General features: G+C 71.0%; 18 protein-coding genes and 6 pseudogenes. 10 read left to right on the top strand and 14 right to left on the bottom strand.

The window, feature by feature from the left end:
* Positions 1-131 precede the first annotated feature (131 nt).
* From CGL27_RS01785 to CGL27_RS01755, 7 genes are read right to left on the bottom strand one after another with little or no spacing between them, the layout of a single operon-like run.
* Positions 132-1961 (bottom strand): FAD/NAD(P)-binding protein, encoded by a 1830-nt coding sequence (locus tag CGL27_RS01785; protein ID WP_119983941.1) that lies wholly within the window; start codon positions 1959-1961, stop codon positions 132-134.
* On the bottom strand, positions 1958-2980 hold the full coding sequence (locus CGL27_RS01780; protein ID WP_162952845.1) for a membrane dipeptidase: 1023 nt from the start codon (positions 2978-2980) through the stop codon (positions 1958-1960). Before CGL27_RS01780 ends, CGL27_RS01785 begins: the two co-directional genes overlap by 4 nt.
* Positions 2981-3015: 35 nt before the next feature.
* Complete coding sequence (locus tag CGL27_RS01775) at positions 3016-3843, bottom strand: ABC transporter permease (protein ID WP_240450317.1); 828 nt, start codon at positions 3841-3843, stop codon at positions 3016-3018.
* On the bottom strand, positions 3840-4772 hold the full coding sequence (locus CGL27_RS01770; protein WP_119983939.1) for an ABC transporter permease: 933 nt from the start codon (positions 4770-4772) through the stop codon (positions 3840-3842). The genes CGL27_RS01775 and CGL27_RS01770 overlap by 4 nt, the downstream gene beginning before the upstream one ends.
* A complete protein-coding gene (locus tag CGL27_RS01765; protein WP_240450316.1) occupies positions 4769-5854 on the bottom strand; it encodes an ABC transporter ATP-binding protein in 1086 nt (361 codons plus the stop codon). Before CGL27_RS01765 ends, CGL27_RS01770 begins: the two co-directional genes overlap by 4 nt.
* A complete protein-coding gene (locus CGL27_RS53055) occupies positions 5847-5972 on the bottom strand; it encodes a hypothetical protein (RefSeq protein WP_276147805.1) in 126 nt (41 codons plus the stop codon). Before CGL27_RS53055 ends, CGL27_RS01765 begins: the two co-directional genes overlap by 8 nt.
* Positions 5969-6931, bottom strand: a complete 963-nt coding sequence (locus tag CGL27_RS01755) for an extracellular solute-binding protein (RefSeq protein ID WP_162952843.1) — start codon at positions 6929-6931, stop codon at positions 5969-5971. Before CGL27_RS01755 ends, CGL27_RS53055 begins: the two co-directional genes overlap by 4 nt.
* A gap of 539 nt (positions 6932-7470) precedes the next feature.
* Between CGL27_RS01755 and CGL27_RS01745 the strand changes: the two genes are divergently transcribed.
* Positions 7471-8247, top strand: coding sequence for a GntR family transcriptional regulator (locus CGL27_RS01745; RefSeq protein ID WP_162952842.1), 777 nt, complete (start codon positions 7471-7473; stop codon positions 8245-8247).
* Positions 8248-8302: 55 nt separating this feature from the next.
* Here CGL27_RS01745 and CGL27_RS53050 read toward each other — a convergent pair whose 3' ends face one another.
* From CGL27_RS53050 to CGL27_RS51420, 3 genes and pseudogenes are all read right to left on the bottom strand, one after another.
* Positions 8303-9307 carry a zinc-dependent metalloprotease gene (locus CGL27_RS53050; protein WP_276147804.1) on the bottom strand — a complete coding sequence of 335 codons (1005 nt, stop codon included), beginning with the start codon at positions 9305-9307 and terminating at the stop codon, positions 8303-8305.
* An 8-nt stretch (positions 9308-9315) separates the two neighbouring features.
* Positions 9316-10632, bottom strand: a pseudogene (locus CGL27_RS53045) (zinc-dependent metalloprotease); the annotation flags it as partial.
* Positions 10633-10879: 247 nt separating this feature from the next.
* The gene (locus tag CGL27_RS51420) at positions 10880-12361 is read right to left on the bottom strand and encodes an NUDIX domain-containing protein (RefSeq protein WP_240450315.1); all 1482 of its coding nucleotides are present in this window, start codon (positions 12359-12361) and stop codon (positions 10880-10882) included.
* A gap of 815 nt (positions 12362-13176) precedes the next feature.
* On the opposite strand from CGL27_RS51420, the gene CGL27_RS01725 reads away from it, so the two are divergent.
* From CGL27_RS01725 to CGL27_RS01690, 5 genes and pseudogenes are all read left to right on the top strand, one after another.
* Positions 13177-15795, top strand: coding sequence for an ATP-binding protein (locus tag CGL27_RS01725; protein WP_119983934.1), 2619 nt, complete (start codon positions 13177-13179; stop codon positions 15793-15795).
* 734 nt (positions 15796-16529) lie between these two features.
* A complete protein-coding gene (locus CGL27_RS01710) occupies positions 16530-18368 on the top strand; it encodes an APC family permease (RefSeq protein WP_119994203.1) in 1839 nt (612 codons plus the stop codon).
* 296 nt (positions 18369-18664) lie between these two features.
* The gene (gene kdpF / locus CGL27_RS01705) at positions 18665-18754 is read left to right on the top strand and encodes a K(+)-transporting ATPase subunit F (protein ID WP_018566520.1); all 90 of its coding nucleotides are present in this window, start codon (positions 18665-18667) and stop codon (positions 18752-18754) included.
* Between the two features lie 83 nt (positions 18755-18837).
* Positions 18838-18951: pseudogene (locus CGL27_RS01700) on the top strand (potassium-transporting ATPase subunit KdpA); the annotation flags it as partial.
* A gap of 341 nt (positions 18952-19292) precedes the next feature.
* Positions 19293-20356 (top strand): annotated as a pseudogene (locus CGL27_RS01690) (LLM class flavin-dependent oxidoreductase).
* A 735-nt stretch (positions 20357-21091) separates the two neighbouring features.
* Here the strand turns inward: CGL27_RS01690 and CGL27_RS01685 are convergent.
* The gene (locus tag CGL27_RS01685) at positions 21092-21874 is read right to left on the bottom strand and encodes an MBL fold metallo-hydrolase (RefSeq protein WP_119983932.1); all 783 of its coding nucleotides are present in this window, start codon (positions 21872-21874) and stop codon (positions 21092-21094) included.
* Positions 21875-21966: 92 nt separating this feature from the next.
* Here CGL27_RS01685 and CGL27_RS01680 point away from each other — a divergent pair, with 92 nt between their 5' ends.
* Both CGL27_RS01680 and CGL27_RS51415 read left to right on the top strand, forming a co-directional pair.
* Positions 21967-22569: a TetR/AcrR family transcriptional regulator gene (locus tag CGL27_RS01680; RefSeq protein WP_119983930.1), complete on the top strand. Its 603-nt coding sequence runs from the start codon at positions 21967-21969 to the stop codon at positions 22567-22569.
* A 173-nt stretch (positions 22570-22742) separates the two neighbouring features.
* Positions 22743-22883 (top strand): annotated as a pseudogene (locus tag CGL27_RS51415) (helix-turn-helix domain-containing protein); the annotation flags it as partial.
* Here CGL27_RS51415 and CGL27_RS01670 read toward each other — a convergent pair.
* Entirely contained in the window at positions 22870-23190 is a 321-nt protein-coding gene (locus tag CGL27_RS01670; RefSeq protein WP_119983928.1) for a hypothetical protein, read from the bottom strand. The pseudogene CGL27_RS51415 and the gene CGL27_RS01670 sit on opposite strands and share 14 nt — an antisense overlap.
* A gap of 81 nt (positions 23191-23271) precedes the next feature.
* A complete protein-coding gene (locus CGL27_RS01665) occupies positions 23272-24153 on the bottom strand; it encodes an alpha/beta hydrolase (RefSeq protein WP_119983926.1) in 882 nt (293 codons plus the stop codon).
* A gap of 356 nt (positions 24154-24509) precedes the next feature.
* Between CGL27_RS01665 and CGL27_RS01660 the strand changes: the two are divergent.
* Positions 24510-24593: pseudogene (locus CGL27_RS01660) on the top strand (IS5/IS1182 family transposase); the annotation flags it as partial.
* A 100-nt stretch (positions 24594-24693) separates the two neighbouring features.
* Here CGL27_RS01660 and CGL27_RS51410 read toward each other — a convergent pair.
* Positions 24694-24930, bottom strand: a pseudogene (locus tag CGL27_RS51410) (IS5/IS1182 family transposase); the annotation flags it as partial.
* Positions 24931-25112: 182 nt separating this feature from the next.
* Here CGL27_RS51410 and CGL27_RS01655 point away from each other — a divergent pair.
* The gene (locus tag CGL27_RS01655; protein ID WP_237298352.1) at positions 25113-25490 is read left to right on the top strand and encodes a hypothetical protein; all 378 of its coding nucleotides are present in this window, start codon (positions 25113-25115) and stop codon (positions 25488-25490) included.
* The last annotated feature ends 220 nt before the right edge of the window (positions 25491-25710 follow it).

Here is a 25710-nt window from a genome sequence, read left to right as displayed (position 1 = left end):
GACTTCCCGGAGGTCAGGACATGCCGGGCCGGGCGCCGAACAATCTGGCTGGACGGGCGGCCCGGCCAGATGTCCCACGCGCACCACATCACCCGTGCGCGGGTGCACGATCCGGCTCCCGGCGGGAGTCGTCAAGGGCTGAGGGCGGCCCGGGCGATGGCGTCGGCGTGGCGGAACAGATCGGCATCGGCGCGCGCCCGCGCGCCGATCGCGGTGTTCCAGTGGATGCCCTCCGTCGGGATCCCGAACGCGTACAGCCGCCGGTGCGGCCGGCCGTCGGGGCGGCGCACCCGGTGCTCGGGCAGTTCGACGTCCAGGGCGCCACTGGCCGTGGCCGTCTCCGCGGCACCGCCCCGGTGCGGACGGGCCAGACCTGCGGTGAGCAGGCCGCGCAGCAGCGGGTCCGCGGTGGTCGCGAGGTCCGTGCCGGGCAGCCAGGCGTCGAGCAGCGCGCGTGCCCGAGCCGGAGGGCCGCCGGTGGTGGGGGACACGGCGTGGAAGGCGCCGTCGTCCCGGCGCACGGCCACCTCCGGGCGGGCCCCGAGGAACGTCACGACGCCCGCGTCATGGAGGGCGATCAGTTCCGCGATCCGCCGGGCCGGCGGGCCGCTGGACAGATGGGCCCCGAAGGCACGGAACCACGCCAGCGCACGATACGACGGCCCACTCAGCACCCCGGCGAGAACGACCCGCCGGACCTGCCCCTTCACCGCGGCCACCGCCGCCGCGGCGGCCTTCACGGGGCTGCGCCCGGGCGCCCGGGCCGCGTCCAGGTCCGCGCGCAGCCGCCCGGTCAGCCAGTCACCGAACGCCGCGCGGTCGTCGAACCGGAAGCCGTCCAGCGGCCGGTCGAGCGCCGACAGGTCGAAGCGGTCGGCCGGGTCGGGCACCTCCTCGTCGAGCAGTGCCGACCATGCCGCGGACCCGTGCTCCACCGCCGCGTATCGCTCGATGAACCCGGACGCGGGCACAGCGCCGGGGCGTACCTCCAGCAGTGTCCGGTACCAGGCCGCGCCCGCCTCCTTGGCGATCAGCGGCCACACCTCGGTCATGAAGTCGACGGTGCCGGGCCGCCGCGTGGCGAGCCGCCCGACGGCGGCGCCGTCGAAGTGGCGCAGCGTGTGTCCGGCGGGCATCCGGCCGGGCTCCTGGCCCCGGGCCAGGTACGGTACGCCTCGGCCCGAGCCGACGATCAGGTGCGGCTCGCGGCCGGAGGGAACGTAAGCCGGCCGGTCACCGTCGCCGGTGAACCGCCCGCCGCGCCCGGCGGTGAGCAGAGCCATGTGATCGAAGAAGTTGAGCGCCAGACCGCGTACCAGCACCGGCTCGCCCGGGGGCAGCAGATCGAGGCGCGCCTCGTGCGGCTGACCCGGTGGCAGGTGGACCAGACCCGACTCCCGTGCGCAGGAGGCGAGTTCGAGCTGATCGGGCGCGGCCCGCTGGTCGGTGTGACCGGTGGTGAGGACCACCGCGTCCAGCAGCAGAGTGGTCCCGTCGGCCAGACCCAGGCGCAGCTGGCCGCCCGCCGCCGCGTCCTCCTCGTCGAGCGCCACCGCCCGCACCGAGTGGTGGACGACGCGGACGTTCCCGGCGGCCGAGTCCACCATGCGCCGGTACGCCCAGGCCAGATAGCGGCCCATCTGCGCGCGTGCGGGATGGTCCCAGGGGTTCAGGCCCGGGGCGTGGCCGCGCGCCCAGTCGAGGAAGGCGGGCCCTTCGGTGGCGGGCCCGGCCATCCGCACACTGCGGTCGGGGAAGGCGGTGGCGTGTCCGGCGAGGGTGTTCATCAGCAGGTGGTCGGGCTGTTCGGGGTCCCACACCCGGCCGGCGCCGGGCAGGTGCGGTTCCACCACGTGCAGCCGTGCTGCCCGGTCGCCGAGGTTCGCGATCAGCCGTTCCAGGACGGCCGTACCGCGCGGTCCGGCGCCCACGACGGCGATGCTCACCGGGCGTCCGGTCATGCCGCCGTGTCCCAGATGCCGGCGAGGGTCCGCTGAAGGTTGCCGCCGAGGACCTTGACGATGTCCGCGGCGGTGTAGCCGCGGCCCACCAGCAGTTCGGTGATGACGGGCAGATCGGCCGGGGTGCCCATGCCCTCGGGGTGCAGGCGGTCCAGGTCCAGGTCCTCCCCGGCCATGGGGATCTCGGGGTACAGGCGGCGCACCCGCGCCATGCCCTCACGGGAGTACTTGCGCTCGTCGCCGACGTCGGTGCCGACGATGACATGGTCGATGCCGACCAGCTCGACCAGATAGTCGATGTTGTCCGCGAAGACCTGCGCGCTCGGGCGGCGGGTCAGACCGTCCGGGTCCAGGAAACCGGACTTGGCCGCCAGCCCGAACACCCCGCCGCGCGCCGCCAGTTCACGCACCACCACGTCGCTCTTGTTGCGCGGGCTGTCGACGAAATGGGTCAGCCCCGCATGGGTGACCAGAACCGGCTTGTCGGACAGTTCGATGGTCTCCAGCGTGGAACGCTCCCCGGTGTGCGACAGGTCGAGGACGACCCCGAGCCGGTTGCACTCCTTGACCAGCGCACGGCCGAAGCGGCTCAGCCCGCCGTTGGCGCTCTCCCCGCTGCCGTCGGCCGCGAAATTCCGGTTCTGGTAGGTGAGCCCCATGAACCGCAGACCCATCTGGTGGAAGGCCGCCAGCCGCCACAGGTCCTCGCCGACCGGCTTGCTGTCCTCGAATCCGGCGAACCAGGCGATGGAGCCGTCTGCCTTGGCCCGCGCCACGTCCTCGAGGCCGTATGCCTGGAACAGCCGCCCCCGGGTCTCGGCCAGGCGCCGCTGCCATCCGACCAGGGCGGCGGCCGCGGCGTCGTAATCCTGGGAGATGGACACCGCGTGGTTGAGCGCCGTGACCCCGGAGGCGGCCAGCTTGCCGAGGTACGTCTCGTCCGCCCAGGCCAACGGGGTGCAGTCGAGGGCGTTGAAGACCACGCTGTCGTGGTGCAGGGCGGCTGTGTCGAGGGGCACGGTGGAACTCCTTGAAAGGTGAGGGGACGAGGACGTCAGCCGGAGCGCAGGGAGCGGCGCAGGCCGATCCCGCGCTCCACAGCGACCACTACGACCACGGACAACAGGACGAGCAGGACCGACAGCGAGGCGACCGACGGATCGCTGCGGTACTCGACGTACTGGAGGATGGCGACCGGCAGCGGCACGGTGTTCTGCCCGGAGACGAACAGCGAGATCACCGTCTCGTCGAAGGACAGCAGGAAGGCGATGACGCCGCCCGAGAACAGGCCTGGCCGGATCACGGGCAGCGTGATGCGCCGGAACGCGGTGAACCCGCTCGCGCCCAGCGTCCGGGCCGCCTCCTCCGCCCGCGGGTCGGCGGAGGCCAGCGCCGCCGAGACGGTGCGCACGACATAGGGCACGGTCACACCGAGATGGGCCACGATCAGGCCCGGGTAGGTGTCGGTGAGCGGGATCGGCGCCAGGATCAGCAGCAGCGCCAGGCCCAGCACGATGTGCGGGACCAGCAGCGGCGACAGGAACGCCGCCTCGACGGCCGCCCGCCCGCGGAACCGCAGCCTGGTCAGCGCGAGCGCCGCCGGCACCCCCGCCACCAGGGCCAGCAGCGCGGTCGCCGCGGCCGTGACGGCGCTGACCTGGACTCCGGTGCGGAACGCGGCGTTGCCGAACACCTGCCGGTAGGCGTCGAACGTGAACCCCTCCGGCGGAAAGCGCAGATAGGTCGCGTTGTCGAAGGACTCCACCAGCACCACGAGGATCGGCGCGAGCAGGAACAGATAGAGCGCGACGAGGACCGCGCCCCACAGGACCCGGCCCAGCCGGGTCCGCCACGGCGCCCGGACCCCCGGGTGGCCGGTCATGAGCGTGCCTCCTGTGGTCCGGTGAAACGGGCTTCGAGTACCTTCTGGGCGCGCTGGTACACCACGATGACCACCCCGAACACGGCGAGCAGCAGCACGGACAGCACGGCGGCCACCGGCCAGTCCAGGGCCGTGGTGGCCTGGTCGTAGATCTCCGTGGCCAGCACGAAGACCCGGCCGCCACCGATCAGACGGGGCGTCACATAGCCGCTGAGGCTGAGGACGAACACCAGCAGCGCCGCGGTGAGTACGCCCGGCAGCGTGAGCGGCAGCACGACCCTGCGGAACACCGTGTGGCGGGGCGCGCCCAGCGAGGCCGCCGCGTGCTCCAGCTCCGGGTCCAGCCGGCCGAAGCCACTGATCATCGCGAGGATCGCGAACGGCATGTAGATCTCCGTCGAGGCGATCACCACACCCGTGAGGTTGTTGGCCAGCCGCAGCGGCTCGTCGATCAGTCCGAGACCGGTCAGCGACTTGTTGACCAGGCCCTGGTTGCCGAGGATCGCCATCCACCCGAAGGTGCGCGCGACCGAGGAGATCAGCAGTGGGGTCACGGCCAGGGCGACCAGCAGGCCGCGCAGGCGGCTGGTGGTGCGGGCCAGGAACAGGGCGACCGGGTAGGAGACGACCAGGGTGCAGACGGTGACCAGGACGCCCAGCTCCACCGTCTGACCGATGACGTTCCACCAGTGGGCGCTGCCCAGGACCTTGGCGAAGGTGGCGAAGGACACCGTCTGCCGGATGGTGCCGCCCTGCCCCGACTCGTTGACGGACATCCGCACCACCCACAGCAGCGGCATCGCGTAGGTGAGCAGCAGTGCGACAATCCCCGGCGCGAGCAGGGCAAGAGCATGGCGTCCGGATCCGCGGGCCTTCACCGCGGCCGGAGCGGACACGGCGGACACGGTGGGCGCGGCGGGTGCGGTCATGCCGAACCCGCCACGATCCGGGGGGCCTCCGGAGCCCAGGAGAGCGCGACCTCGGCACCGGGGCCCAGTGTCTGGTGAGTGCCGGTGGGCCGTTCCACGTCCACGACGGGCCCGTCGCCGCCGATCCGCACCCGGTACGCGACCGTCTCGCCGGCGTAGGCGGCGGACAGCACCGTGCCATGGGGCGCGTCGGTGTCCGCCGAGGGCGCGAGGGCGATGCGGTGCGGACGCAGCAGCACCGTGGCCGGGCGGCCCGGGTCCACCGGGCCCCCGGCCGCCGGTATCTTGCCGAGGCCCGGCAGCTCCACCACCGTGCGCTCTCCGTCGCGCCCCCGGGAGGTGCCCTCGATCAGGTTGGCCCGGCCCACGAAGCGGGCCACGAACGGGCCCGCGGGCCGCTCGTAGATGTCCTCCGGGGTGCCGGTCTGCTCGATGCGGCCCTCGTTCATCACGGCGACGGCATCGGCCATCGACAGGGCCTCCTGCTGGTCGTGGGTGACGAACACGGTGGTGATGCCGGTCTCGCGCTGGATGCGGCCGATCTCGTCCCGCATGGCCGTGCGCAGCTGGGCGTCGAGGTTGGACAGCGGTTCGTCCAGCAGCAGTACGGACGGCTCGACGACCAGGGCGCGGGCGAGTGCCACGCGCTGCTGCTGGCCGCCGGACAGCTGGGCGATCCGGCGCCCGGACAGGTGCCCGAGGCGGACCAGGTCCAGTGCCTCGCCGACCCGGCGCCTGACCTCCGCCTTCGCCATCTTGCGCATCTCCAGGCCGAACGCCACGTTGCGGGCCACGTCCAGATGAGGGAAGAGCGCGTACGACTGGAAGACCACGCCCATGTCACGTCGGTGCACGGGCACACCGGTCAGATCGTGTCCGTCGACCTCGACGTGTCCCGCGGTGGGCGTGACGAGCCCGGCGATCAGCCGCAGGGTCGTGGACTTACCGCATCCGGAAGGCCCCAGGACCGCCAGCATCAGCCCGCGCTCCACGGCGAGGTCGACGCCGCGGACGGCCGCCCCGTCCGCGCCCGGATAGGTCTTGGTCAGCCCGCGCAGCACCAGATGCGGTGCGTCAGCCACTGATGACCTCCTGCTTGATGCGGTCGACCCAGGCGGTGTAGCGCGTGGTGAGCCAGTCCCAGTCGATGGGGATTTGGTTCTTCCGCTGGACATCGGAGGCCGCCGTACGGTTCTTCACGGCCGGGGAGAGCCGCACGTCCCTGTTGACGGGCGCGTAGAAGGCCGCCTCGTCGAACGCCTTCTGGGCCTTGGCACCGATGGCGTAGTCGATGAATTTCTGCGCGGCGGCGGTGTGCGGTGAGTTGGCGGCCAGATTGATCGTGTTGATCTGGGTGACCGTGCCCTCCTTGGGCAGCACCGGCTGGACGACGCCCCCGAGGAGTCCTTGTAGTACTGGCCGCGGGCGTTCCAGCCCACGGCGACCTGCGCCTCGCCGGACTGGACCGCGGTGTACACGTCCGGCGAGGGCTGCCATGTCTCCACACCGGGGGCCAGCTTCTTGAGCTTGCCGATCGCCGGGTCGATGTCCTTCTTGTAGTCACCGCCGAGGATCTTCTCCAGAGCGATGATCAGCGCGACGCCGCGGGTATCCGCGATGGGCATCGCCAGTTTGCCCTTGTACGCCGGGTCCCACAGGTCGTTCCAACTGGTGGGCGGCTGCTTGACCTTCTTGGAGTGGTAGAGGATCGACAGGCTGTCGAGGCTGAAGCCCGGACCGTAGCCGTCCTTGCTCCTCGCGGTGTCGACGAGTCGGCGGAGGTTGGGCACCTTCGCCGGGTCCAGCTTCGCGAACACCTTCTCCTTGTTGGCCGTCGGCGCCACGGAGCGGTCCATGAGGGCGACGTCGGCGACCGGCCGCGACTTGCTCGCCCGCAGTTTCGCCAGCACCTCGGCGGAGTTCTGGATGGGCACGTACTTGACGGTGATGTCCGGGTTGGCCTTCTGGAAGGGGTCGATCACCGTTTTGGTGAACTCGTCCTGGAAGCTGCCGTAGAAGCCCATGAAGGTGACCGTCTGCTTGCCCGAGCCGCCGCCGGAGGAGCCGGCGGGCGAGGCGGTGGAGGAGCAGGCGGTGGCCAGCAGCGCGGTGGCGGTCAGCGCGGCCGACGCGGCGAGGACGGGGCGAAGGGAGGGCATGGCTGGTCTCCGGTGGATCCGGTGGAAGGTGTGCGGAGGAGCGGGGCGACGTCCGGCCCGCCGCAACCGTGTACGGCGCGGGTTTCAGCCGGACGTCCCGCTACAGGACTCCCGGGCGTCGCCGGCCGGCCGCGCCGCCGGGTGGTACGGCGTTCCTTCCGGCATGCGCTGGCCTCCTCACCGACAGGTCTGAGCCGACAGTGTGTCCACGAAGATGTTCGCCCGACGAGACGGGCTCATCGGCCGGAGCTGCAAGGTAGCCCGGCCCGACGCCGTGCGCAAAGCCCCTCTCGTCGGTAACGCGGCTGCTCAGAGGGCAGATGACGGGGCCTCCCGGCCTCCGTCCAGGGCGGTGGCTGATGCATCAGGTGGTCGGTGGATCGTGGCAGACTGCGAGGGAAAGCGGGTCGGTGGCCGCGCTTGTTGCATCAGGCTCCGGGCGGTCCACCGGGCGGAGCCGTCCCCGTGGTCGGCCGACCGGGCCGGACCGGCGCGAAATTTCTCGGATTCCGAGACGCTATCCAGGAAGTGAGACAGGCATGGGGGTCGCCGCCTACCGGACGGTCGCAGCCGATCTGCGCCGCCGGATCGAAAAGGGCGAGTTCACGCCGGGTGAGCCGCTGCCCTCGCGGGCCGACATCGCCCGCGCCTACGGCATCGGCTCGAACGTCGCCGCCGCCGCGGTGCGGGTCCTGGTGGACGACGGTCTGGCGAAGGGGCGGGCGGGAGTGGGAGTCTTCGTCCGCGAGCGGCCCTCCTCGAGCACCATGGAGCGGTCCTGGACCCGTCAGCGGCTCCAGGGCAGGCTGGCGCTCAGCGAGGGCGGCCGGGAGGCGTCCGGAGCGGGCTCGGTGCGCGGCAGGCCACGGTCCCGGACGGAACCGGCCTCCCCGGAGACCGCCCGCCGCCTGGGCATCGCCGCCACGGAGCCGGTGGTCCGCAGCGAATACCTCCTCACCCGGGACAGCAGTCCCGCCATGCTCTGCGTGAGCTGGGAGCCGCTGAGCATCACCGGCGGAACGCCGGTCGCGCTGCCGGGAGCCGGGCCCATGGCGGGCAGCAGTGTCATCGCCCGCATGTCCTCCATCGGACTGCCGGTCACCCGCTCCACCGAGACCGTCACCGCCCGGTCCGCCACCCGTGAGGAAGCGGACACGCTGGACATCGCCCCGGGCGCGCCGGTCGCGGCCATAGAGCGCACCTACTACGGGGGCGAGGGTCCCCTGGAGACGGCGGATCTGGTGATCCCCGGTGAACGCTTCCGCCTCGCCTACGAGATCCCCGCCGTACCCGCCGACGGCCCCGGCCCGGGATGAGGCGCCCGGGCACCGGCCGTGGCCACCGGCCCGGCCGGGGCCCGGGGCCCGGGTGTCAATTGGGCGCCCCCGGCGGTATCCGGGGGAGCGGATCCGCCCACACCGATGCCGCGTCGGTCAGATGGCCACGGATCAGCTCAGCGGCCTCCCGCTCCTGCGGGCCGCTCACCCGCTCCAGTTCCCCGGCCAGTTGGCGCAGCACCGCCCGGATCTCGGCCCGGACCGGGGCGTGCAGCTCATCGGCGCCGAGCGTGCGGAGCAGGTGATGCAGCAGGACCCAGTTGGCGGTGTACTGGACGGCGGCACCCGCCATCACGTCCGGCGCGACCGGACCGGGCCGCCGCCAAGTGGCGGTCAGCAGCGCGTCCAGCAGGCCGGTGACGCCCGGCACGGCCGCGTCGACGGCGTGCTGCCAGGCGAGGCGGTTCAGCCGCGCGGGCTCCAGCAGCGCCTCGGTCACCACCGCCGCGGCCGACCGCACCGCCGTGAACGGGTCGAAGACCCGGCCACCGGCGGTGTCGAAGTACTGCGCGGTCCGCTCGTAGCGGATGGCCGGGGGAGTCACCGAACGCAGCGCCGCCCCGGGCAGGGCCAGTTCCTCGGCGCCCAGCAGGGATGCCAAGGTGTCCACGGCCCGCCACTGCGCGACCCCCTCCACGGCCGTCGATCCACCCCCCGGCTCTCCGGCCAGGCCGTACGCGTAGTGGACGCCGCCGATCAGACGGGCGACGGCTGTCACCTCGTGCCGGTGGAGCAGGTACAGCAGCACCAGCCGCTCCTCCAACTCCCCGGTCTGCCGTCCGGGCGGCAGGACTCCGGGCGAGAAACCCGCCAGCGCGACGGCGCGCACGCGCAGGATGGCCGCGAGCGAGGCCAGGGCGTCCCCGTCCATGACCCACGGAACGCCCCCGGGGTGGGCCGCGCCCGGCCCACGGCCGTCCTCGTCGGTGACGTAGACCAGCCCGGCCCCGGCGGCCTCGGCGCGCAGCCCCGCCAGCGAGCGGCCCTCGTCACCCCCGGGAACTCGCCGTACGCGTGGGCGACGAGGAAGTGGTCCCACGGGCCCAGGCCCGGGCCGTACGCGGCGGACAGGTCCGGCTCTCCGTCCTCGGTGACGGAGATCCGCGCGTGGGGGTAGTCCATGACCGAGGGCCGGGGGTGCGATGTGCTGGCGAAGTTGTGCATGAAGCCGAGGGCGTGCCCGATCTCGTGGGCCGCGAGGTGGCGCAGCCGGGCCAGGACCAGTTCCTCGACGGCGGCGAGCCGCCGCGTCTCATCGGGGTGGCCGTAGGGGGCCAGCAGGGCCTCGCCGAGGGCGCGGGCCTGTTCCAGGCGCTGCGATCCCAGCCGCACCCGCGCGGTGAGGATCTCGCCCGACCGCGGATCGGTCAGCGCCTGACCGTGCGACCAGCCGCGTCCGGCCCGGTGCACCCACACCACCGCGTTGACCTCCGGATCGTGCGGATCGAAGTCCGGCCCGCCGGCCTCCACCCGGTAGGCGTCCGGTATGCCCAGGCGGGCGAACGCCTCCCGCCACCAGTTGCCGCCCTCGATCACCGCCGCGCGGAACGGTTCGGGGATCGCCGGGTCGACCTGGAAGACGATCGGCCGCCGGACCCGACCGGTGGCGGAACCGGTCCTCTCCAGCCGGAACCGCGGCTGGAACATGACCCGGGTGTCGCCCGTCCCGGACATCGCGTGATCGGTGTGGCCGATGCCGTAACCGCCCGATCCGGGGTGATAGCGCCGGGCGGCGAGCGGCCGCCGCGGCAGCAGGAACAGGATGAGGTGCTGGACGAAGGTCAGCGCGGACGGATCCGCGGCGACGCCCCGCACCGCCGCGCCCCGGCCCGCCCCCCGGAACGTCAGCAGGGCCGGCAGGCGGACGCTCCCGGGCCCGGTCCGCGCCTCGGCCGTCAGCGCGAGACTGGCCGCGGCGTCGAGTTCGTACTCGCCCTGTTCCCGCTCGTACAGGTGCTCCGCCAGCCGGTCGAGGTCCGTGACCACCAGGTCCGTGGCGTCCACGACGGCGGCACCCGACTCCTCGCGCAGCACTGGCCCGCTCCACAGCACGGCCGGTGCGAAGGACTCCTCACCGGCCCGCACGGCGGCCGGATCACCCGTGGTCCGGTAGTGCTTGTTGCGCACCACGAACAGCACACGGTCACCGACCCGCCGGAACTCGGCCGCCCGTGCCTTGCCCAATCGCCCGCGGTCCAGGCCCAGCTCGCTGGAGCCCAGGCCCTGGGCGTGGGACACCACCAGAAGCAACGGGACGCCGAACTCCCTGATGCCGAGCAGCACCCGGCCGCCGTGGCCTTCGTCGCCGATCAGCACCACGGCGGCGGGATCGGTGGCAGGGAGGCTGGGCTCGGTGTCGGTCATACCGGGGTCCTCGGAAACGATCGGGTGGCCCATGGCGGGCGGTACGCGGCCGATCCTAGGGGGCCCGCGCCGGACCTGCGCATGGCTGTCGGACGTGGCCACCTGAAGCCCCGATGCCTCTCGCATTCCGACCGCGCCGCTCGCCCCTTCCGTACGGGCCCAGGGCCCCTCCCCGTCGCACACCGGAGAGTCGCACACCGGAGAGAAGAGAGTGGTGACCGCGTGGCTTCATGGTCGGTTCTGGACATCAAGGCCCGGTTGCCAGATAGTTCGGGCCTTGGCCCCGGCGGGTGCGTTCGACGGCATCGAGACGGGCGAAGGGCGTCTCGCCCATGAGGCGTCGCCACTCGGCGAGATCATGGACGGCCCACAGGTCGTGCTCGGCAGGGTCGAGCCGGATGCGGCGCAGTTGCTCGGAGCTGAGTCGGCCGCCGTCGAAGACGAAGCCGATCTTGCCCAGTGGCCAGCGGGGGCCCGGGGGGCGGTAGTGCGTCAGCAGCAGGCGTGGTTGGCCCTGGCCGAGTTCGAGCCCGGTCTCCTCGGCCGCTTCCCGGCGTGCGGTCTCCAAAGGGTCTTCCCCGGCGTCGGTGTTGCCTCCGGGGAACTGCCACAGGCGGTCGCCGTACACGGAGCGCAGCTGAACCGGGCGATCGTGCTCGTCGCGGATGTACAGACAGCCGTACACCGTGTGATGGGGCACCGTCTGAACGTACTCCGCGGGAGTCAGGGGCATGGTGTGGCCGGGCCGTCCCGGACGGTGGTCGAACTCGAAGGCCAGGGCACCGAGGGCTTCCTTGTCCGGTGGGTAGATGCGGCGGAGGTTGGCGAGCTGCTCCTCGCGCGTGGAGCCGGAATCGATGCGTGCCGGATCCTCCGCGTCAAGAAGCTCGTCGAATGAGCTGTACGGGGTGATCCGCTTCGCGACGATGTCGAGTTCCCGCCCACTGTCCGGCTCGCGGAAGACGATCGTGTCCCCGGTTTCGACGACCGCCCTCTTGGGTGTCCCGACGCGTACCTCGATCGTTTTGCGTCCGGATTCCACCTGGGCGTAGTAGCGCTCTCGCAGGGTGAAGTGGTGCTGTCGCGAGGTGGGCGTCGCGTCTCGGGCATTGGCGGGTGCGGGTTGCGTGTGGTTGGCCGACGGCGAGGACGGTGGCGTGGCCTCCACCGGGTGAGGGCCGCGCAAAACCACGAAGGCCAGCCCTTCGGCGTCGTGGCGCTCGGCGGTGGACCAGCCGGCCCGCAGGTGGGCGAGTTCGTCCTCGTCGAGCGCGATGCCGCGCCGCTCGGCCGGGGTGTCGGCGGCGAGGGGCGTGATGACCACGATGGCGGCGCCAGGTCGCAGGCGGCTGCCGAGGGCCAGCATGGTTCGGTCGCGGTGCTTCAGGAAGGGATACACGAACCGGAGGGTGATCACGTCGTAGCCGTCGGTCTGCAGCGGCGCCCAGTCGTCCAGCTCGATGTCCAGGCGCAGCCACTGGGCGGCGTTTCCGTGCTGGGCGGTTGCCTCGGCGAGGGCGTTGTCCGACCAGTCGACGGCGTCGACGTGGTAGCCGAGCGAGGACAGGTGCGCTGCGAGTTCTCCGACCCCGCACCCGACGTCGAGGGCCTTGCCGTCGACAGGGGCGGGAAGGTGTGTGGCAAGCAGTGACCGCTCACGGTCGCCGAGTGGGCGATAGCGGCGGCCATCGGCGTAGCCGGTGTTCCATTCGTCCTGTGTGATGGACACGAGGGGTACGTCCTTCCGAAAGCGACGGGTTCGAGGCAGTGGCGCAGAGGGTGTGAAGGGACCGGGGCGGCCGGCGCAGTGGTGGATGGGATCCTCTCCGCAGCGGAACGGGTGGGGAAGCGGGCCGCGGGCCGCGTCGGTGAGCGTGGTCGTTCGGCCGGCGCTGGTGGTCACGCGCAGCCGGCGACGGCGCCGGCCAGCCCCATCCACGCACCGGTGTCCGCGGCTGTGCCGGGAGTCGGTTGTTCTTCTGTGCTGGCCGAGGTCAAGGTGGTCCCCCTTTGACGGTCGCCCGCCTGGCTTGTGAGGGTCAACGACCCAGCCGGAATTTCGAACACGTGTGTTTCAGCCGGGCTTGAAACCCCGTGATTGAGCGCCTGCCGGAGCATGCGGATTGCACCGACCCCTGCCCTGCAAGGGCCGGGCCCGGAAGGGCCGTGGCCAAAACGCCGACGGTGCCGCTGAGACCCGCACGCCGCTCTTCGGCCGGACGTGACGACCGGTGAGAGTCGGCGTGGCGCAGCAGCCGTCATACCCCGGCCACCGGCGGGCTGCTGCGGAACCTGTGCGCGATCACCGCTTGGACGGGGGCCCGCGCCGACCGTAAAGGCACGCTGTCCTATACGTCGGGCTCTCTAGAAGGAGACCTTCGCCCTATCGGGCCAGGGCCCGTCAAGGCAGTGTCAACGTCCTCGTGACCGGCGCCAAGGACGCGTCAAGGAGTGCGCAGAGCGCCTGGAACAAGCGCTTCGGTAGGGGAAGCAACCCTTCCCCTCGGGGAGTTGATCGCCAGTGAGCGGAGCGCGTCGGCTGCGATGAGTGACGTACGGACCAATACGAGTGACGTACGGACCGCCGGGGGTGAGGTACGCCCTGGACGCCTCAAGGTCTACCTCGGGGCCGCCCCGGGGGTGGGGAAGACCTACCGCATGCTCGACGAGGCGCGGCGCAGAGCGTCGCGCGGCGCCGATGTCGTGGTGGGGTTCGTCGAGTGCCACGGGCGGCCCGGCACGGAGGGGATGCTCGACGGCCTGGAGGTCGTCGAGCGGGCCTCGTGCGTCTACCGCGGCGGGGAGTTCGAGGAGATGGACCTCTGCGCCGTCCTGGCGCGCCGTCCCCAGGTCGCGATCGTCGACGAGTTCGCCCACAGCAACGTCCCCGGCGGCGGCCGCAACCCCAAGCGGTGGGAGGACATCGAGAAACTGCTCGCGGCGGGGATCGATGTGATCAGTGCCCTCAATATCCAGCATCTCGAGTCACTCAATGACGTCGTAGAGAAGATCACCAGGGTGCCGCAGCACGAGACGGTGCCCGACGAGGTCGTACGACGGGCCCATCAGATCGAGTTGGTGGACATCCCGCCCGAAGGGCTGCGGCGGCGGATGGCACACGGCAACATCTACGCACCGGAGAAGGTCGACGCGGCTCTCGCCAACTACTTCCGGCCCGGCAATCTGACCGCGCTGCGTCAGCTCGCCCTGCTGTGGGTTGCCGACCGCGTCGACGAGGCGCTGCAGTCCTATCGCTCGGAGCACGGCATCGGCGGGGTGTGGGAGACCCGGGAGCGCGTGGTCGTGGCCCTGACGGGCGGACCGGAGGGCGACACGCTGATCCGGCGGGCCGCCCGCATCGCCGACCGGTCGGCCCGCGGTGACCTCCTCGCCGTCCACGTCACGCGCAGCGACGGCCTGGCCGCCGGCGCCTCGCACGCCTCCCTGGCCCGGCAGCGGCGGCTGATCGAGGATCTCGGCGGCAGCTACCACTCCGTGGTCGGTGACGACGTCGCCACCGCCCTGGTGGACTTCGCCCGCGCCGAAAACGCCACCCAACTCGTCCTCGGCACCAGCCGCCGTGGCCGGCTGGAACGCTTCGTCACCGGGCGCGGCACCGGCGAAACGGTGGTCGAACTCTCCGGGGACATCGACGTACACAAGGTCACGCACGAGCGCGCCGGGCGTGGCACGCTGCTGCCCTCGCGCAAGCGCACGCTCTCGACCGTACGCAGGATCGCGGGCCCGGTCGCCGGTCTGCTGCTGCCTGTGGCGCTCACTTTCCTGCTGGATCTGGACGTGGCCAGGGACCGGCTCAACCTCACCAGCGAGGCCCTGCTCTTCCTTCTCACCGTGGTGGGGGTGGCCTGCATAGGCGGGGTCGTGTCGGCGGTGATCGCGTCGGTGACGGCGTCGCTGCTGCTCAACTACTGGTTCATCCCTCCCCTCGGTCGGTTCACGCTCGACGATGCGAACGCGCTGCTGGCGCTGGCGGTCTTCGTGGTGGTGGCCGCCGTAGTGGCCGCTGTCGTGGACCGCTCGCTGCGCTTGTCGAGGCGCTCGGCCCGCGCCACCGCCGAGGCGGAGACCATGTCCTCGCTCGCCGGCACGATCGTGCGGGGCGGCGCGGCGATACCCGCCCTGGTGGAACGTACCCGCGAGACCTTCGGGATGGACTCCGCGGAACTGGTGGACGAGTCGCCCGGAGAGGACGGCGTGACGGCCGTACCCGCGGGCCCCGGTGCCTTCCTGGTCCTGCGCGGTCGCACCCTCACGTCCTCCGAGCGGCGCGTGCTGGCCGCCTTCGCCGCGCACGTGGGGTCGGCGGTCGAGCGGGCCCGGCTGGCCGAGGCCGCCGCCGAGGTCGAACCGGTCAAAGCCGCCGACCGGATGCGTACGGCTCTTCTGCGAGCGGTCGGCCACGACCTGCGCACCCCGCTCGCCGCGGGCTGGGCGGCCGTCACCTCGCTGCGCAGCCGGGACGTGAAGTTCTCGCCCGAGGATCAGGACGAACTCCTCGCCACCGCCGACGAGTCCATGGCCACACTGAACCGGCTGATCGAGAACCTCCTCGACCTCAGCCGTCTCCAGGCCGGCGCACTCACCCTCAACCTGCGCGCCACCACCCTGGAGGAGGTCCTCCCCGCGGCGCTCGCCGACACCCCCGAGGTCGAGGTGGCGGACTTGGAGGAAGTTCCCGCGGTGCTGGCCGACCCACCCTTGCTCGAACGGGTGATCGCCAACCTGGTCGGCAACGCCGCCCGCCACAGTCCCGCCGGGCGGAAGGTGCTGCTGACCGCCAGCGCCCACGCGGGCCGCGTCGAACTCCGCGTCGTCGATCGCGGTCCCGGCCTCCCACCCACCGACCGCGACCGGATCTTCGAACCCTTCCAGCGCCTGGGCGACACCGACAACACGACGGGCCTCGGCCTGGGTCTGGCTCTCTCGCGGGGCCTGACCGAGGCGATGGACGGCACCCTCACCCCGGAGGACACCCCCGGTGGGGGGCTGACCATGGCGCTGTCCCTGCCCTTCGCCGAGCGGGCGGAGCACGCCAGGGGTACGCAGAGCACCGGAGGCGGGCGTATGAGCTCCGAAGCGGCGTACGAGGGCCTGGGCTCCCAAGGCGCTGTGGTGGACGCGGAAGGTGAGGTCACGGCGTGATGACCGGCTATGCGCTCTGAACCGGCTTGCCGTGCCGGCGGCCCTCGCGGGATGGTTCCTGGTGGCACTCGTGCTCGTGCTCTTCCGCACCGCCTGTCCCGTACGAACGCCGCGCTGATTCTCCGTCGTGGCCGTTGCCGCGGTCGCCGCCCTCGGGAGCCGCGTGGCGGGCGCGCTCGCGGCGCTCTCGGCGGCGGCCTGGTCGTGTCCCAGCCCGCGGCACCCGGTCACGCTCGCCCGGGGAGGGGCTCCATCGGATCACTCACGGCGGCGTTTTCGGCGGACGCAGACGGAACCTTGACGCTTGACCCTCACCGCATCCGGAACCGGGCGCGTCCGACCTGCCGTTCTTGGCTGGACGCCGTGTGCGGCGAGGCCGTCACCGTCGTAGTGCCCTCCCGGCGAGACGGGCACGGGGCCGGGATCGCCGCGCTGCACCGCGACCCGCACTCGCCCATCGAACTGCTGTGTCGGCGCCCCCGGACGAGCAGACCCTGCGGGCTGCGGGAGTGCAGCGCTGGTGGCCGCCGTCACGGTCGTGGTGGGGGCCCGGGCTTCACCCCGGCAGGAGTCGTGTGGGTCACACGGCCGTCAAGAGCGCGTCAAGGTTGAGGGCTTTGGCGCGAAGAAGCCGCAAGGAGCGGTCGGACATGGCCGGAATTGGACAGACCCTGAGGCACCGCGTATCGCCTCCCCGCCTGCGCGGGCCTTTGTCACGAAGGAGCACGTATCCCATGTCTGTCCTGACCGCCGGGCCGGGCGAGGCCCCAGCCGCCGAGGAACCGCCCGATACCGGTGAGCGCCACCGGCTCACCGCCGTCACCGGCCTGGCCGCCCTCTCGCTGGATGCCATGGCGTCGGTGGCGTATGGCCCCGAGGCGATCGTCCTCGTACTGGCCGCCGCGGGCGCGCACGGCCTCGGCTTCACGCTGCCGGTCACTCTGGCGATCGCCGGGCTGCTGGCGGTGCTGGTGGCCTCCTACCGGCAGGTCATCGCCGCGTTCCCGGACGGCGGCGGGTCGTACGCCGTCGCCAAGACCCATCTGGGGGCGAGGACGAGCCTGGTGGCCGCGTCGTCGCTGGTCCTGGACTACGTACTCAATGTCGCCGTGGCGGTCACGGCCGGTGTCGCTGCTCTGACCTCCGCCTTTCCCGAGCTGTACGGCGAGCGGCTGTGGCTGTGCCTCGTCGTGCTGGTGCTGATCACGGCGGTGAACCTGCGCGGGATCGTGGAGTCGGCGCGGGCGTTCATCGTGCCGACTGCGGTCTTCGTCGTCTCCATCCTGATCCTGATCGGGGTGGGGCTGTTCCGGTCCGCGCCGGTCAGTACCGAGGCCGCCGCGGGCCACGCCTCCATGCTCTCGGACAACGCGACGACGGTCGGCGCGCTTCTTTTGCTGAAAGCCTTCGCCTCGGGCTGTTCGGCACTCACCGGTGTGGAGGCGATCGCCAACGCCGTGCCGTCCTTCCGCGTCCCGCGGGCGAAGCGGGCGCAGCGCGCGGAGGTGGCGCTGGGTGCGGTGCTCGGCGTGATGCTGATCGGCCTGTCCGTGCTGATCTCCCGTTTCCACCTCCAGCCGGTCGAGGGCGTCACCGTCCTCGCGCAGCTGGCCGACGCCTCACTCGGCCACAATGGGGCGTTCTACGTCATCCAGTTCGCGACCATGATCCTGCTGGCGCTGTCCGCGAACACGTCCTTCGGCGGGCTCCCGGTACTGCTGAAGCTGCTGGCCCGCGACAACTACCTCCCCCACGTCTTCGCCCTGAAGGCCGACCGCCAGGTCCACCGCCACGGCGTGCTCGCGCTGTCCCTGGTCTCCGCCGCGCTGCTGGTCTTCTCCGGCGGTGACACCAACACCCTCGTGCCGCTCTTCGCCATCGGCGTCTTCGTCGGCTTCACGATCGCCCAGGTCGGCATGGTCCGGCACTGGCGCGAGGAGCGGGGGAGGGGATGGCGGGGCAAGGCGCTGCTGAACGGGTTGGGTGCCGTGCTGACCGGCGTGTCGGCCGTTGTCGTGACGGCGACCAAGTTCGAGGACGGCGCCTGGCTGATTGTCATCGCCCTGCCGCTGCTGGTGGCCGCCTTCACGGCCGTGCACCGCACATACGCCCGGATCGGCGAGCGCCTGGGACGGGGCCGCATCCCCGAGCCACCGCATCGAGACCGCTCCGTGGTGATCGTGCCCGTGTCGAACCTGTCGCGGCTGACCGTCGAGGCTCTGAACGCCGCCGCCTCGCTCGGCGACGAGGTGCGCGCGGTCACCGTCTGCCACCCCGACCCCGAGGACCGCGCCCAGACGCACGCCCTGGAGCGCGCCTGGGCGCGCTGGGACCCCGGGGTTCCGCTGATCCAGCTCACCTCCGAGCGCCGCTCCCTGGGCCGCCCGATCGCCGTGTACGTGGGCGAGACGGCCGCTGCCGGGCCCGGTACCCGCGTGACCGTGCTGATCCCCGAGGTCGAGCCGGACCGGCTGTGGCAGCGGCTGCTGCAGAACCAGCGGGGCGCCGTGGTCGCCCACGCCGTGCGGAAGGACACGGACGCGGTGATCTGCAGGCTGCGATTCCGCATCTGATCCCTCACCCCGCTGGCCCGCGCCCCACGGTCGTGGCCGACGGCGTGTTCAGGCGCCCGGGGGATTGGTTCCCGCAGATGGATCAGCCCGCCGTAGGAGTTCCGTCAAAAGCGTACGAACCTGCGTATGGGAGGCGTCAACGAAGGCCGAATCCGGCCAGGGATGCGCTTTCCTCTAACAGTCCCTCTCCACCCGAGCCTCCTCTAGGAGTTAGCGATGGCCGATGTGGCCTTCGTCGTCATCACGATCGCGGTGTTCGCGCTGGTGGCTCTCGCCGCCAGGGGGGTGACGAAGCTGTGACCGCCGAGAACGTTGTCGGCCTGATCGTGGCCGTCGCTCTGCTGGGCTATCTCGTCCTCGCCCTGATCTTCCCGGAGAGGTTCTGACCCTGACACTTGGCTGCTACCGCAGCGGGCGACATGAGTCCCGTCCTCGCCCCGGCGCGGCTATGAGTGCGAGCAACTGGAGCACACTGGGCTTCTCCTCGATCGACCTGGACCAGACGTTCAACACCGCCGCGTCTTTCGTGACGAACACCAACTGGCAGTCGTATTACGGCGAGCAGGCCATGGGCCACGTCATGGCAGGAGGCCATCAAGGAGCTGGGCACCAACGGCGGCCGTTGGCCCGATCGCCGTGTATGAGCGGGCGCCGGCCACCACCGCGGACGCCGCGATCAGCACCACACTCACGAACGGATGACGTACTCCCCGCCTACGGCGCGGGTCCCGGCGGCCTGACCAACCGCTCCGTCAGCGACATGCCCGCCACCCGGTGCGGCGGCAGGGTCTTGACGAGACACGGCGTGGCAGCACGGCCATCCGGCCCGCGACGGTAGGAGATCACGCGACTCCGCAACGGCCCTGCGCCGGGACCTGCCATGCTGAGCAGGTTCGATTCGATCCTCACACTTTGGAGGTTCTGATGCGTGCAGGCGTCGTTGTCGCCGCGCAGCCCGGTGTGGAGGACCTCGCCGTGCGGGCCGAGGAGTTGGGCTTGCACAGCTTCTGGGTCAACGACCGATGGTCCACGGTGACCCCTTCGTCGCCTTGAGCCTGTGTGCGAAGGCCACCAGCCGCATCAGGCTCGGCATCGGCGTGACCTCACCGGCGCTGCGCTCGGCACCGGCCGCCGCGAGCGGGCTCGCCAGCCTCAACGCCCTGGCACCGGGCCGGATCATCTGCGGAGTCGGCACCGGAAACACCGCCCGGCGCACCCTGGGCATGCGGCCGACCACGGCGGCCAGGATGGAGAACTTCACCGCCGCACTGCAGGACCTGTGCGCCGGACGTTCGACCGAGTACCGCGAAGGTGACCGGGTCCGCGACATCCGGTTCCTGCACACCGGGGCGCACGTGAACACCGCCGACCCGATCGAGTTCGTCGTGGCCGCGCTGCTCGGACCGAAGGCCGCCGCCGTCGCCGGCCGCCGCGGCACCGGCCTCATCTCCTTCGGCCTGCTGGACCCCACCGCCTGGCACGCGCCGCACGACACCCGCCGCCACGCCGCCCAGGGCGCACCCCATGACCCCGACTCCCACACGGACTCCCGGGCGGACTCCTACGTGGTCACCTCGCTCCACCTACTCGACGAAGGCGAGGACCCCCACGGCGACGCGGCCCGGGATGCGACGGGCCACCTCGTCCTGTCGCTGCTGGCCTTCACCGCCGACACACGCGCCTTCGCCGAGCAACTCGGCCCCGAGGAACGCGAGGCGGTGCGGCGGCTCCTCGACCGGCGCGGCACCACCTCCACCGCGCCGGACCGGCACACCAAGCTCTACCCCAACTACCTCGGACGCATCGCACCGCAGGACCGCGACCTGGTCCTGCCCTCGCTGATGAACACCCTGGCCCTGGTCGGCACCCGCGACGACCTCCTCGCCCGCATCACCACCCTGGAACAGGCCGGTGTCGACGAACTCCTCGTCCAGCCGGTGATCGACCCGCCCACCGAGATGGCCCAGCTCGCGAAACACCTCATCTGAGCTGACCCGCCCGCCGCACGTCCTTGACCTGCACACCTACAAGATCACCAAGACTTCGCAATCGCCCTGCGTCAGTGCCCCCTCGCCGCTATGAACGCGAGTTGCCGAAGCCGGGAACGATCGTAGGGTGGAAGGAAGGGCCAAAGATGCCCATTGGGCCTGCGACGCCCGCATTCAGGCGGGCTGATATCGGTGACCGGGGTCGCGGCCTCCAGTGAATTTTACGCCACAGGACGGGACGATCCTTGAGTCTCAAGGAGTTTGTGGCCATGTTCGATCAACTGCTGGATTTCCTACAGTAGTGCCCTTCCGCGAATGGCTGCGGGGCGGCAACGTCATGCCACTCCAGAATCAGACGATTCCGCAGACGTCTGCCGGCGTCGGTTCCACAAGAGCCAGAGCCGGGCTGCCGCTCGAGGCGGTGCGCGTCCCCGCCCGGCAGCCGTAGCTCGCGCCGGGGAGGTCCTGGACGGCGGCGTACAGGGTCGGGAGCTTTTGAGGTCACCGACTGTCTCGGGCGGCGCGTTGGGGTTGCGGTCGAAGTCGAAGTCTTCCAGCCGTTTGGACCGGGGGAGGAACTTCGCAGCTCTTCCTGGCCGAGGCCGGCAACCTCAGCGAGCCGGGTGCCGTCGTGCTCAGCGCCCGGCGTGACCACCGGAAGTCGTGGTCTCCTTCGTGCGCAGCGGACCTATGTTCTGTTGCTGCCTGAGCCCGTTGGCATGGCGGAGTTTCCGGTCATGTGGCCAGGTCCAGCCATTCCCCGACGGCCAGCACGTGTGCGCGCCGTCCGGCGTGCGTGCGGAACTCATTTTCCGGGTCGGAGACCTCGACGTAGCCCGCGATCTTGTCCGGCTGCTCCGCCTCGTAGTGGATCGGTACTGCGTACCGGGCGTCGAGGATCTCCGCGGCCGCGGCGGCCTGCCTCGGGTCCATCGCGGCGGGCAGCGGGCTCGGCGGCTGCAGGTGCGGTGCGTCGACCACCGCGCCGTTGGCGGGCAGGAACACCGCGTCGAACGGGCTGAACCGGCGCGCGATGAGCCACCAGTAGCCGTGGAACATCGTGTCGCCGCCGTGGAAGACCCGCTGCCCGTCGGTCTGCACCACCCAGTTCAGCTGCGGGTCGCCCAGCCCGTCGACGGAGGGGACCGCGGGGACGCGGAACGGCCCGACTTCGTGGGTGGACCATGCGTCCACGGCCTCGGAGGCCAGCCGGTGCAGGGCCAGCTCTCGCTCGGCCGGCAGCGTCGTCACGTTGTCCACGTCGTCGCCATGACCGGGCGCCGGTCGCAGCACCGGCGCCCCCGGCGTCAGCGCGTCCGCGAGCGCGGACGCGTCGGTGTGGTCCCGGTGCAGGTGGGTGACCAGTGCGGCGGTGACCTTCCCGCTCGGCACCGCCAGCCCCTCACCGGGCTTCCACCCCGTGAACAGGGGTGAGAGGTCCCGCACGTAGTCGATCACCAGTCGCTTGCCGTCTGCCTCGATCTCCAGTCCGGCCCAGCCCAGTCGTCGCACTCGCATCTCGCACTCCTTCGTCCCGGTGGTTGCCACGAAAGTTAGCGGACGGTCGTTCGCTAAATCAATAGCGAACGCGTGTACGCTATCCTGGTCACATGTCACCACGACGCTCAGCGGCCGAAGCGCAGGCCACCAGGGGCCGGATCCTCGGCCGTGCCGCCGAGATCGCCTCCGAGGAAGGGCTGGACGGCATCACCATCGGCCGGCTCGCCGAGGAGCTGGAGATGAGTAAGTCCGGGGTGCACAAGCACTTCGGCACCAAGGAGACGCTGCAGATCTCCACGCTGGACAAGGCGTTCGTGGACTTCTGGTACCGGGTGGTCGAGCCCGCACTGGCCGAGCCGCCGGGGCTGCGGCGGCTGCGCGCGGTGTGCGACAACTCCGTGGGCTACCTGGAAGTGCCACTGCTGCCCGGCGGCTGCCTGATGACCGCGGCGCTCACCGAGTACGACGGCCGCCCCGGCCGGGTCCGCGACGCGGTGGCCGAGGTGTGGTCGCGCTGGCGGGAACAGCTGCGGGCGGACCTGACCGCGGCGGTGGAGATGGGCGAGCTACCCGCCGGGTTCGACATCGACCAGGCGCTGTTCGAGATTGTCGCCGCCGGACTGGCGCTGAACGCGGCCATGCAGCTCCAGCACGACCGGGCGGCCGCGGGCCGGGCCCGCCGCGCGATCGAACGGGCCTTGGACCAGTCCTGACCGCACGCCAGACCGGGCACCGGCCGAGCACGCCAAGCGAGAGGCCCACCCAGAGGCGATCGAGCAGGCCCCCACCGACCTCGCCACCCCGAATACGACCGCCTGCCCGCGTTCCTGCTGGTCAGCGCGTCTTCGCTCGAATCCACCCTCGGCCTCGTCCACAGCTCCTGGTACTGCTGGAGCAGACCGACCTGCCGGTCGAGGCCATTGCCACCCGGGTCGGCCTCGCCTCGGCGGTCAACCTGCGCCGCCGCTTCAGGGCGCACCTCGGCACCACACCCGGCGTCTACCGACGCACCTTCAGCGAAACGTGACGCTCTCGCCGCACACCATGGTCCGGCTGATCGACACCGGGTCCGGCCAGGTCAAGTGCAGTGTTGCCGCTGTGACGCCTGAGTCGGTGGCCCACCGGGGCTGCTCGTTCACGTCAATGGCCTTCGAGGGCGCCTGATCCGGCAGGTTCTGGAAGGTGTTGCTTGCGGACGCGGTCGCGGGCAACGCGAAGTTGGTGCCGTACGTGAAGGAGTCCTTGCCGGTGTCGACGGGGCTGGTGCCGGCGGCGGTGGTCGTGGTGACGCCGACAGTGCCGGTTCCCGCGGCGGGGGCGACGGCGGTGAGCACCAACGACGTTCCGCTTCAAACGGCGACGCCGCCACAGCTCACACCTGACCGGGCATCGGCCTCAAGGGCAGGGACCGCCCTTCAACGCGCCCGGCGCAGGAAGTCGATGACCAGGTCTGTCGTCGCCTGCGGCTGCTCTTCCGTGATCCAGTGCCCGCAATCCGGGATGATCGCATCTTCGACGTCATCGGCGACACACCGCAGCACCTCGCCGATCCCAGGGCCGAATGTAGCTTCGCCACCGAAGGCCAGGACCGGCATCTGAAGCTTGCCCTGCGCGAGGAACGTCCTGTTGTCGGCCGCATCCTGGCTGAACGCCAGGAACTGGGCAAAGCTCGCTCGCATTGCGCCGGGTTGCGCATAGAGCTCCGCATAATGCTGGCGCTTTGCTTCATCAAACCGCTTCGGGTCCACGGAAAGTTCGTTCCAGAAGCGGTCGAGGTAAATGCGCTCGCGGCCGGCGACCAGGCGCTCCATGTCGTGACCACCGAAGCCGAAGTGCCACATGGTCGGATCCTGTGTGATCTGATCCCAAGGTCCGATGCCGGGCAGCGGCGCATCGATCGCCACCCAGCGGCTCACGCGCTCGGGGTGGGTGGCGACCGCTGCGAAGCCGACCATGATGCCGATGTCGTGCGTCACCAATTCGATCGTACGCACACCCAGGGCATCCAGGACGCCCCACACGTCCGCCGCCTGATTCTTCTTGTCGTAGCCGCCATCAGGCTTCGACGAGAGGCCCAACCCACGCAGGTCGGGCGCGACAACCATGTGGTCTTCGATGAGTGCGCTCGCCAAATGACCCCACATGTCGCCCGTTGTGCCGAAGCCGTGCAGCATGACGACCGCTGGACCATGCCCGCCGACGCGTACGTGGATCTTGGCGCCGTTGGTTTCGATCTCACGCGTCTGCATACCGGCCGGGAATGGGTAAATGCCATCCTGATGCCTGTTGTCGTTCATCGCTTTACTCCGGGTTTTGAAGGAAACATGGCTCCGACGGCGAGGACGGCCGGAGGGATAAAACTGCGTTTGGGCATGGAAACCCCGCCTGACGGCAGGACTCCCTGGCTGTACGCGGTCATGGGCACCTCTCTGAGGAACTGGTTCAGAAGCGGTCGTCCATCCGCGCCACACCACCGAAACTAGCCGACCGGTCCACTAGGTTCCACCGCGTGCCGGACGCCGTTCCCCCTGGGCAGACCGCTGACCTGCGATGGAAGGAAGGGGCTATCAGATGGGAGGGAGTTGGTCGTGATTACGTCCCGCCCCGAGCTCAAGGTGACCCTCCCTGTAGGGCCCGGAGAGAGGGCCCCTATCGATCCGTCAACCGCGCGTTGTCCACGGCGCCGGCATCGGTCGAGCGCGGCGTCGCACGAGTGAAGTCGTGGCGGATCTTCCGCGGGTGAGGACGGCTTGGACGAGGCTGGTGATTCGGATGGCGCTGCAGCGGAGTTCCGCAGCAGGCGCCAGGTCTTCAGGGTCGCCATGGCCTGCTCGCCGAGGCAGCAGTGTCCCGTCCAGGGTTACGAATGCCTTGGCCGAGGCGTTCGTAATGGCCGTGGCGAGGTCGGGCGCCGGCGCCGCGGGCAGTGCTACGGCTTCCGTGATGTAGCGGGAGTACACCGAGCTCACGCCCACCTCGAATCCGGCCGTGAGCTGCGCGTAGGTATGCCCCAAACGCAGGTGTGCCGGCGCCGGCAGCGCCTGGCGGCCGACGGGCAGCCGACGCCAAGGCGTCCAACCGGCAGACTGGTCCACCAGGTTGGCCGTCGGCCTCATCGCTGCGGGCTCTGTATAGGCTGGTGCGCGTGGATGTGACGGGGTGTCTTGGGTGTGACCTTTTGACCGGGCGCCGGGAGCTGCCTGGAGGCGTCCTGCGTGAAACCGCTGCTTGGGTGGTGAACCACGTCGTCGGTCCGATGAGTCTCGGCACCCTGATCGTCGGTCCGCGAGAGCACGTCGTTGCCATCGCGGAACTCGATGACACGGCAGCGGCGGAGCTAGGGCCCTTGCTGCGCGATACCGCTCGTGTCGTGGAGACGTTGTGCCGGCCCGAGCAGACGTACGTCTGCATGTGGTCGCACGGCCGCGACGCGCGCAAGCACCTGCACATCGCGGTCCAGCCGGTGACCGCGGAGGTACGGGCCCGCTACGGCGGGCTGCGCTCCGAGCAGCTCCAGGCCCGGATGCTGGCGGACGGCGACGAGCCGGACATCACGGAGGTCGAGCAATTCTGCGAGCGGGCTCGCGAGCTGTTCCGAGTGATCACCGATAGCAGCACCGAAGACCGCAACTGATCACCGGGTGCCGGGCTGACGTCACGGCGTGGTCGGGCGAGCGCATGCAACGAAGTAGTGCGGTCCTCCCCATCACGCATCCTCAATGTGAGGTTGGAAGAGGCTCCCGCGGTGCACGGACGGGGTGGCGCTGACGCGCAGGGTGTGGCCCTGACCGCGCCGTACCGTCAAGCCGTGGTCGAGCGCGGCCCGCTCGACGGCTCCAGCTCGGCGGCGCGGA

Origin of the sequence: Streptomyces sp. 11-1-2, from assembly GCF_003595545.1 — a bacterium.
Classification (GTDB): domain Bacteria; phylum Actinomycetota; class Actinomycetes; order Streptomycetales; family Streptomycetaceae; genus Streptomyces; species Streptomyces hygroscopicus_B.
This window is presented reverse-complemented; position numbering and strand designations above follow the sequence as displayed.

Coding starts and splice junctions, on each gene's coding strand:
- CGL27_RS01785 (WP_119983941.1), bottom strand. CDS start 1,961: ATGACCGGACGCCCGGTGAGCATCGCCGTCGTGGGCGCCGGACCGCGC.
- CGL27_RS01775 (WP_240450317.1), bottom strand. CDS start 3,843: ATGACCGGCCACCCGGGGGTCCGGGCGCCGTGGCGGACCCGGCTGGGC.
- CGL27_RS01770 (WP_119983939.1), bottom strand. CDS start 4,772: ATGACCGCACCCGCCGCGCCCACCGTGTCCGCCGTGTCCGCTCCGGCC.
- CGL27_RS01755 (WP_162952843.1), bottom strand. CDS start 6,931: ATGCCCTCCCTTCGCCCCGTCCTCGCCGCGTCGGCCGCGCTGACCGCC.
- CGL27_RS01745 (WP_162952842.1), top strand. CDS start 7,471: ATGGGGGTCGCCGCCTACCGGACGGTCGCAGCCGATCTGCGCCGCCGG.
- CGL27_RS01725 (WP_119983934.1), top strand. CDS start 13,177: ATGAGTGACGTACGGACCAATACGAGTGACGTACGGACCGCCGGGGGT.
- CGL27_RS01710 (WP_119994203.1), top strand. CDS start 16,530: ATGTCTGTCCTGACCGCCGGGCCGGGCGAGGCCCCAGCCGCCGAGGAA.
- CGL27_RS01685 (WP_119983932.1), bottom strand. CDS start 21,874: ATGCGAGTGCGACGACTGGGCTGGGCCGGACTGGAGATCGAGGCAGAC.
- CGL27_RS01680 (WP_119983930.1), top strand. CDS start 21,967: ATGTCACCACGACGCTCAGCGGCCGAAGCGCAGGCCACCAGGGGCCGG.
- CGL27_RS01665 (WP_119983926.1), bottom strand. CDS start 24,153: ATGAACGACAACAGGCATCAGGATGGCATTTACCCATTCCCGGCCGGT.
- CGL27_RS01655 (WP_237298352.1), top strand. CDS start 25,113: ATGAGTCTCGGCACCCTGATCGTCGGTCCGCGAGAGCACGTCGTTGCC.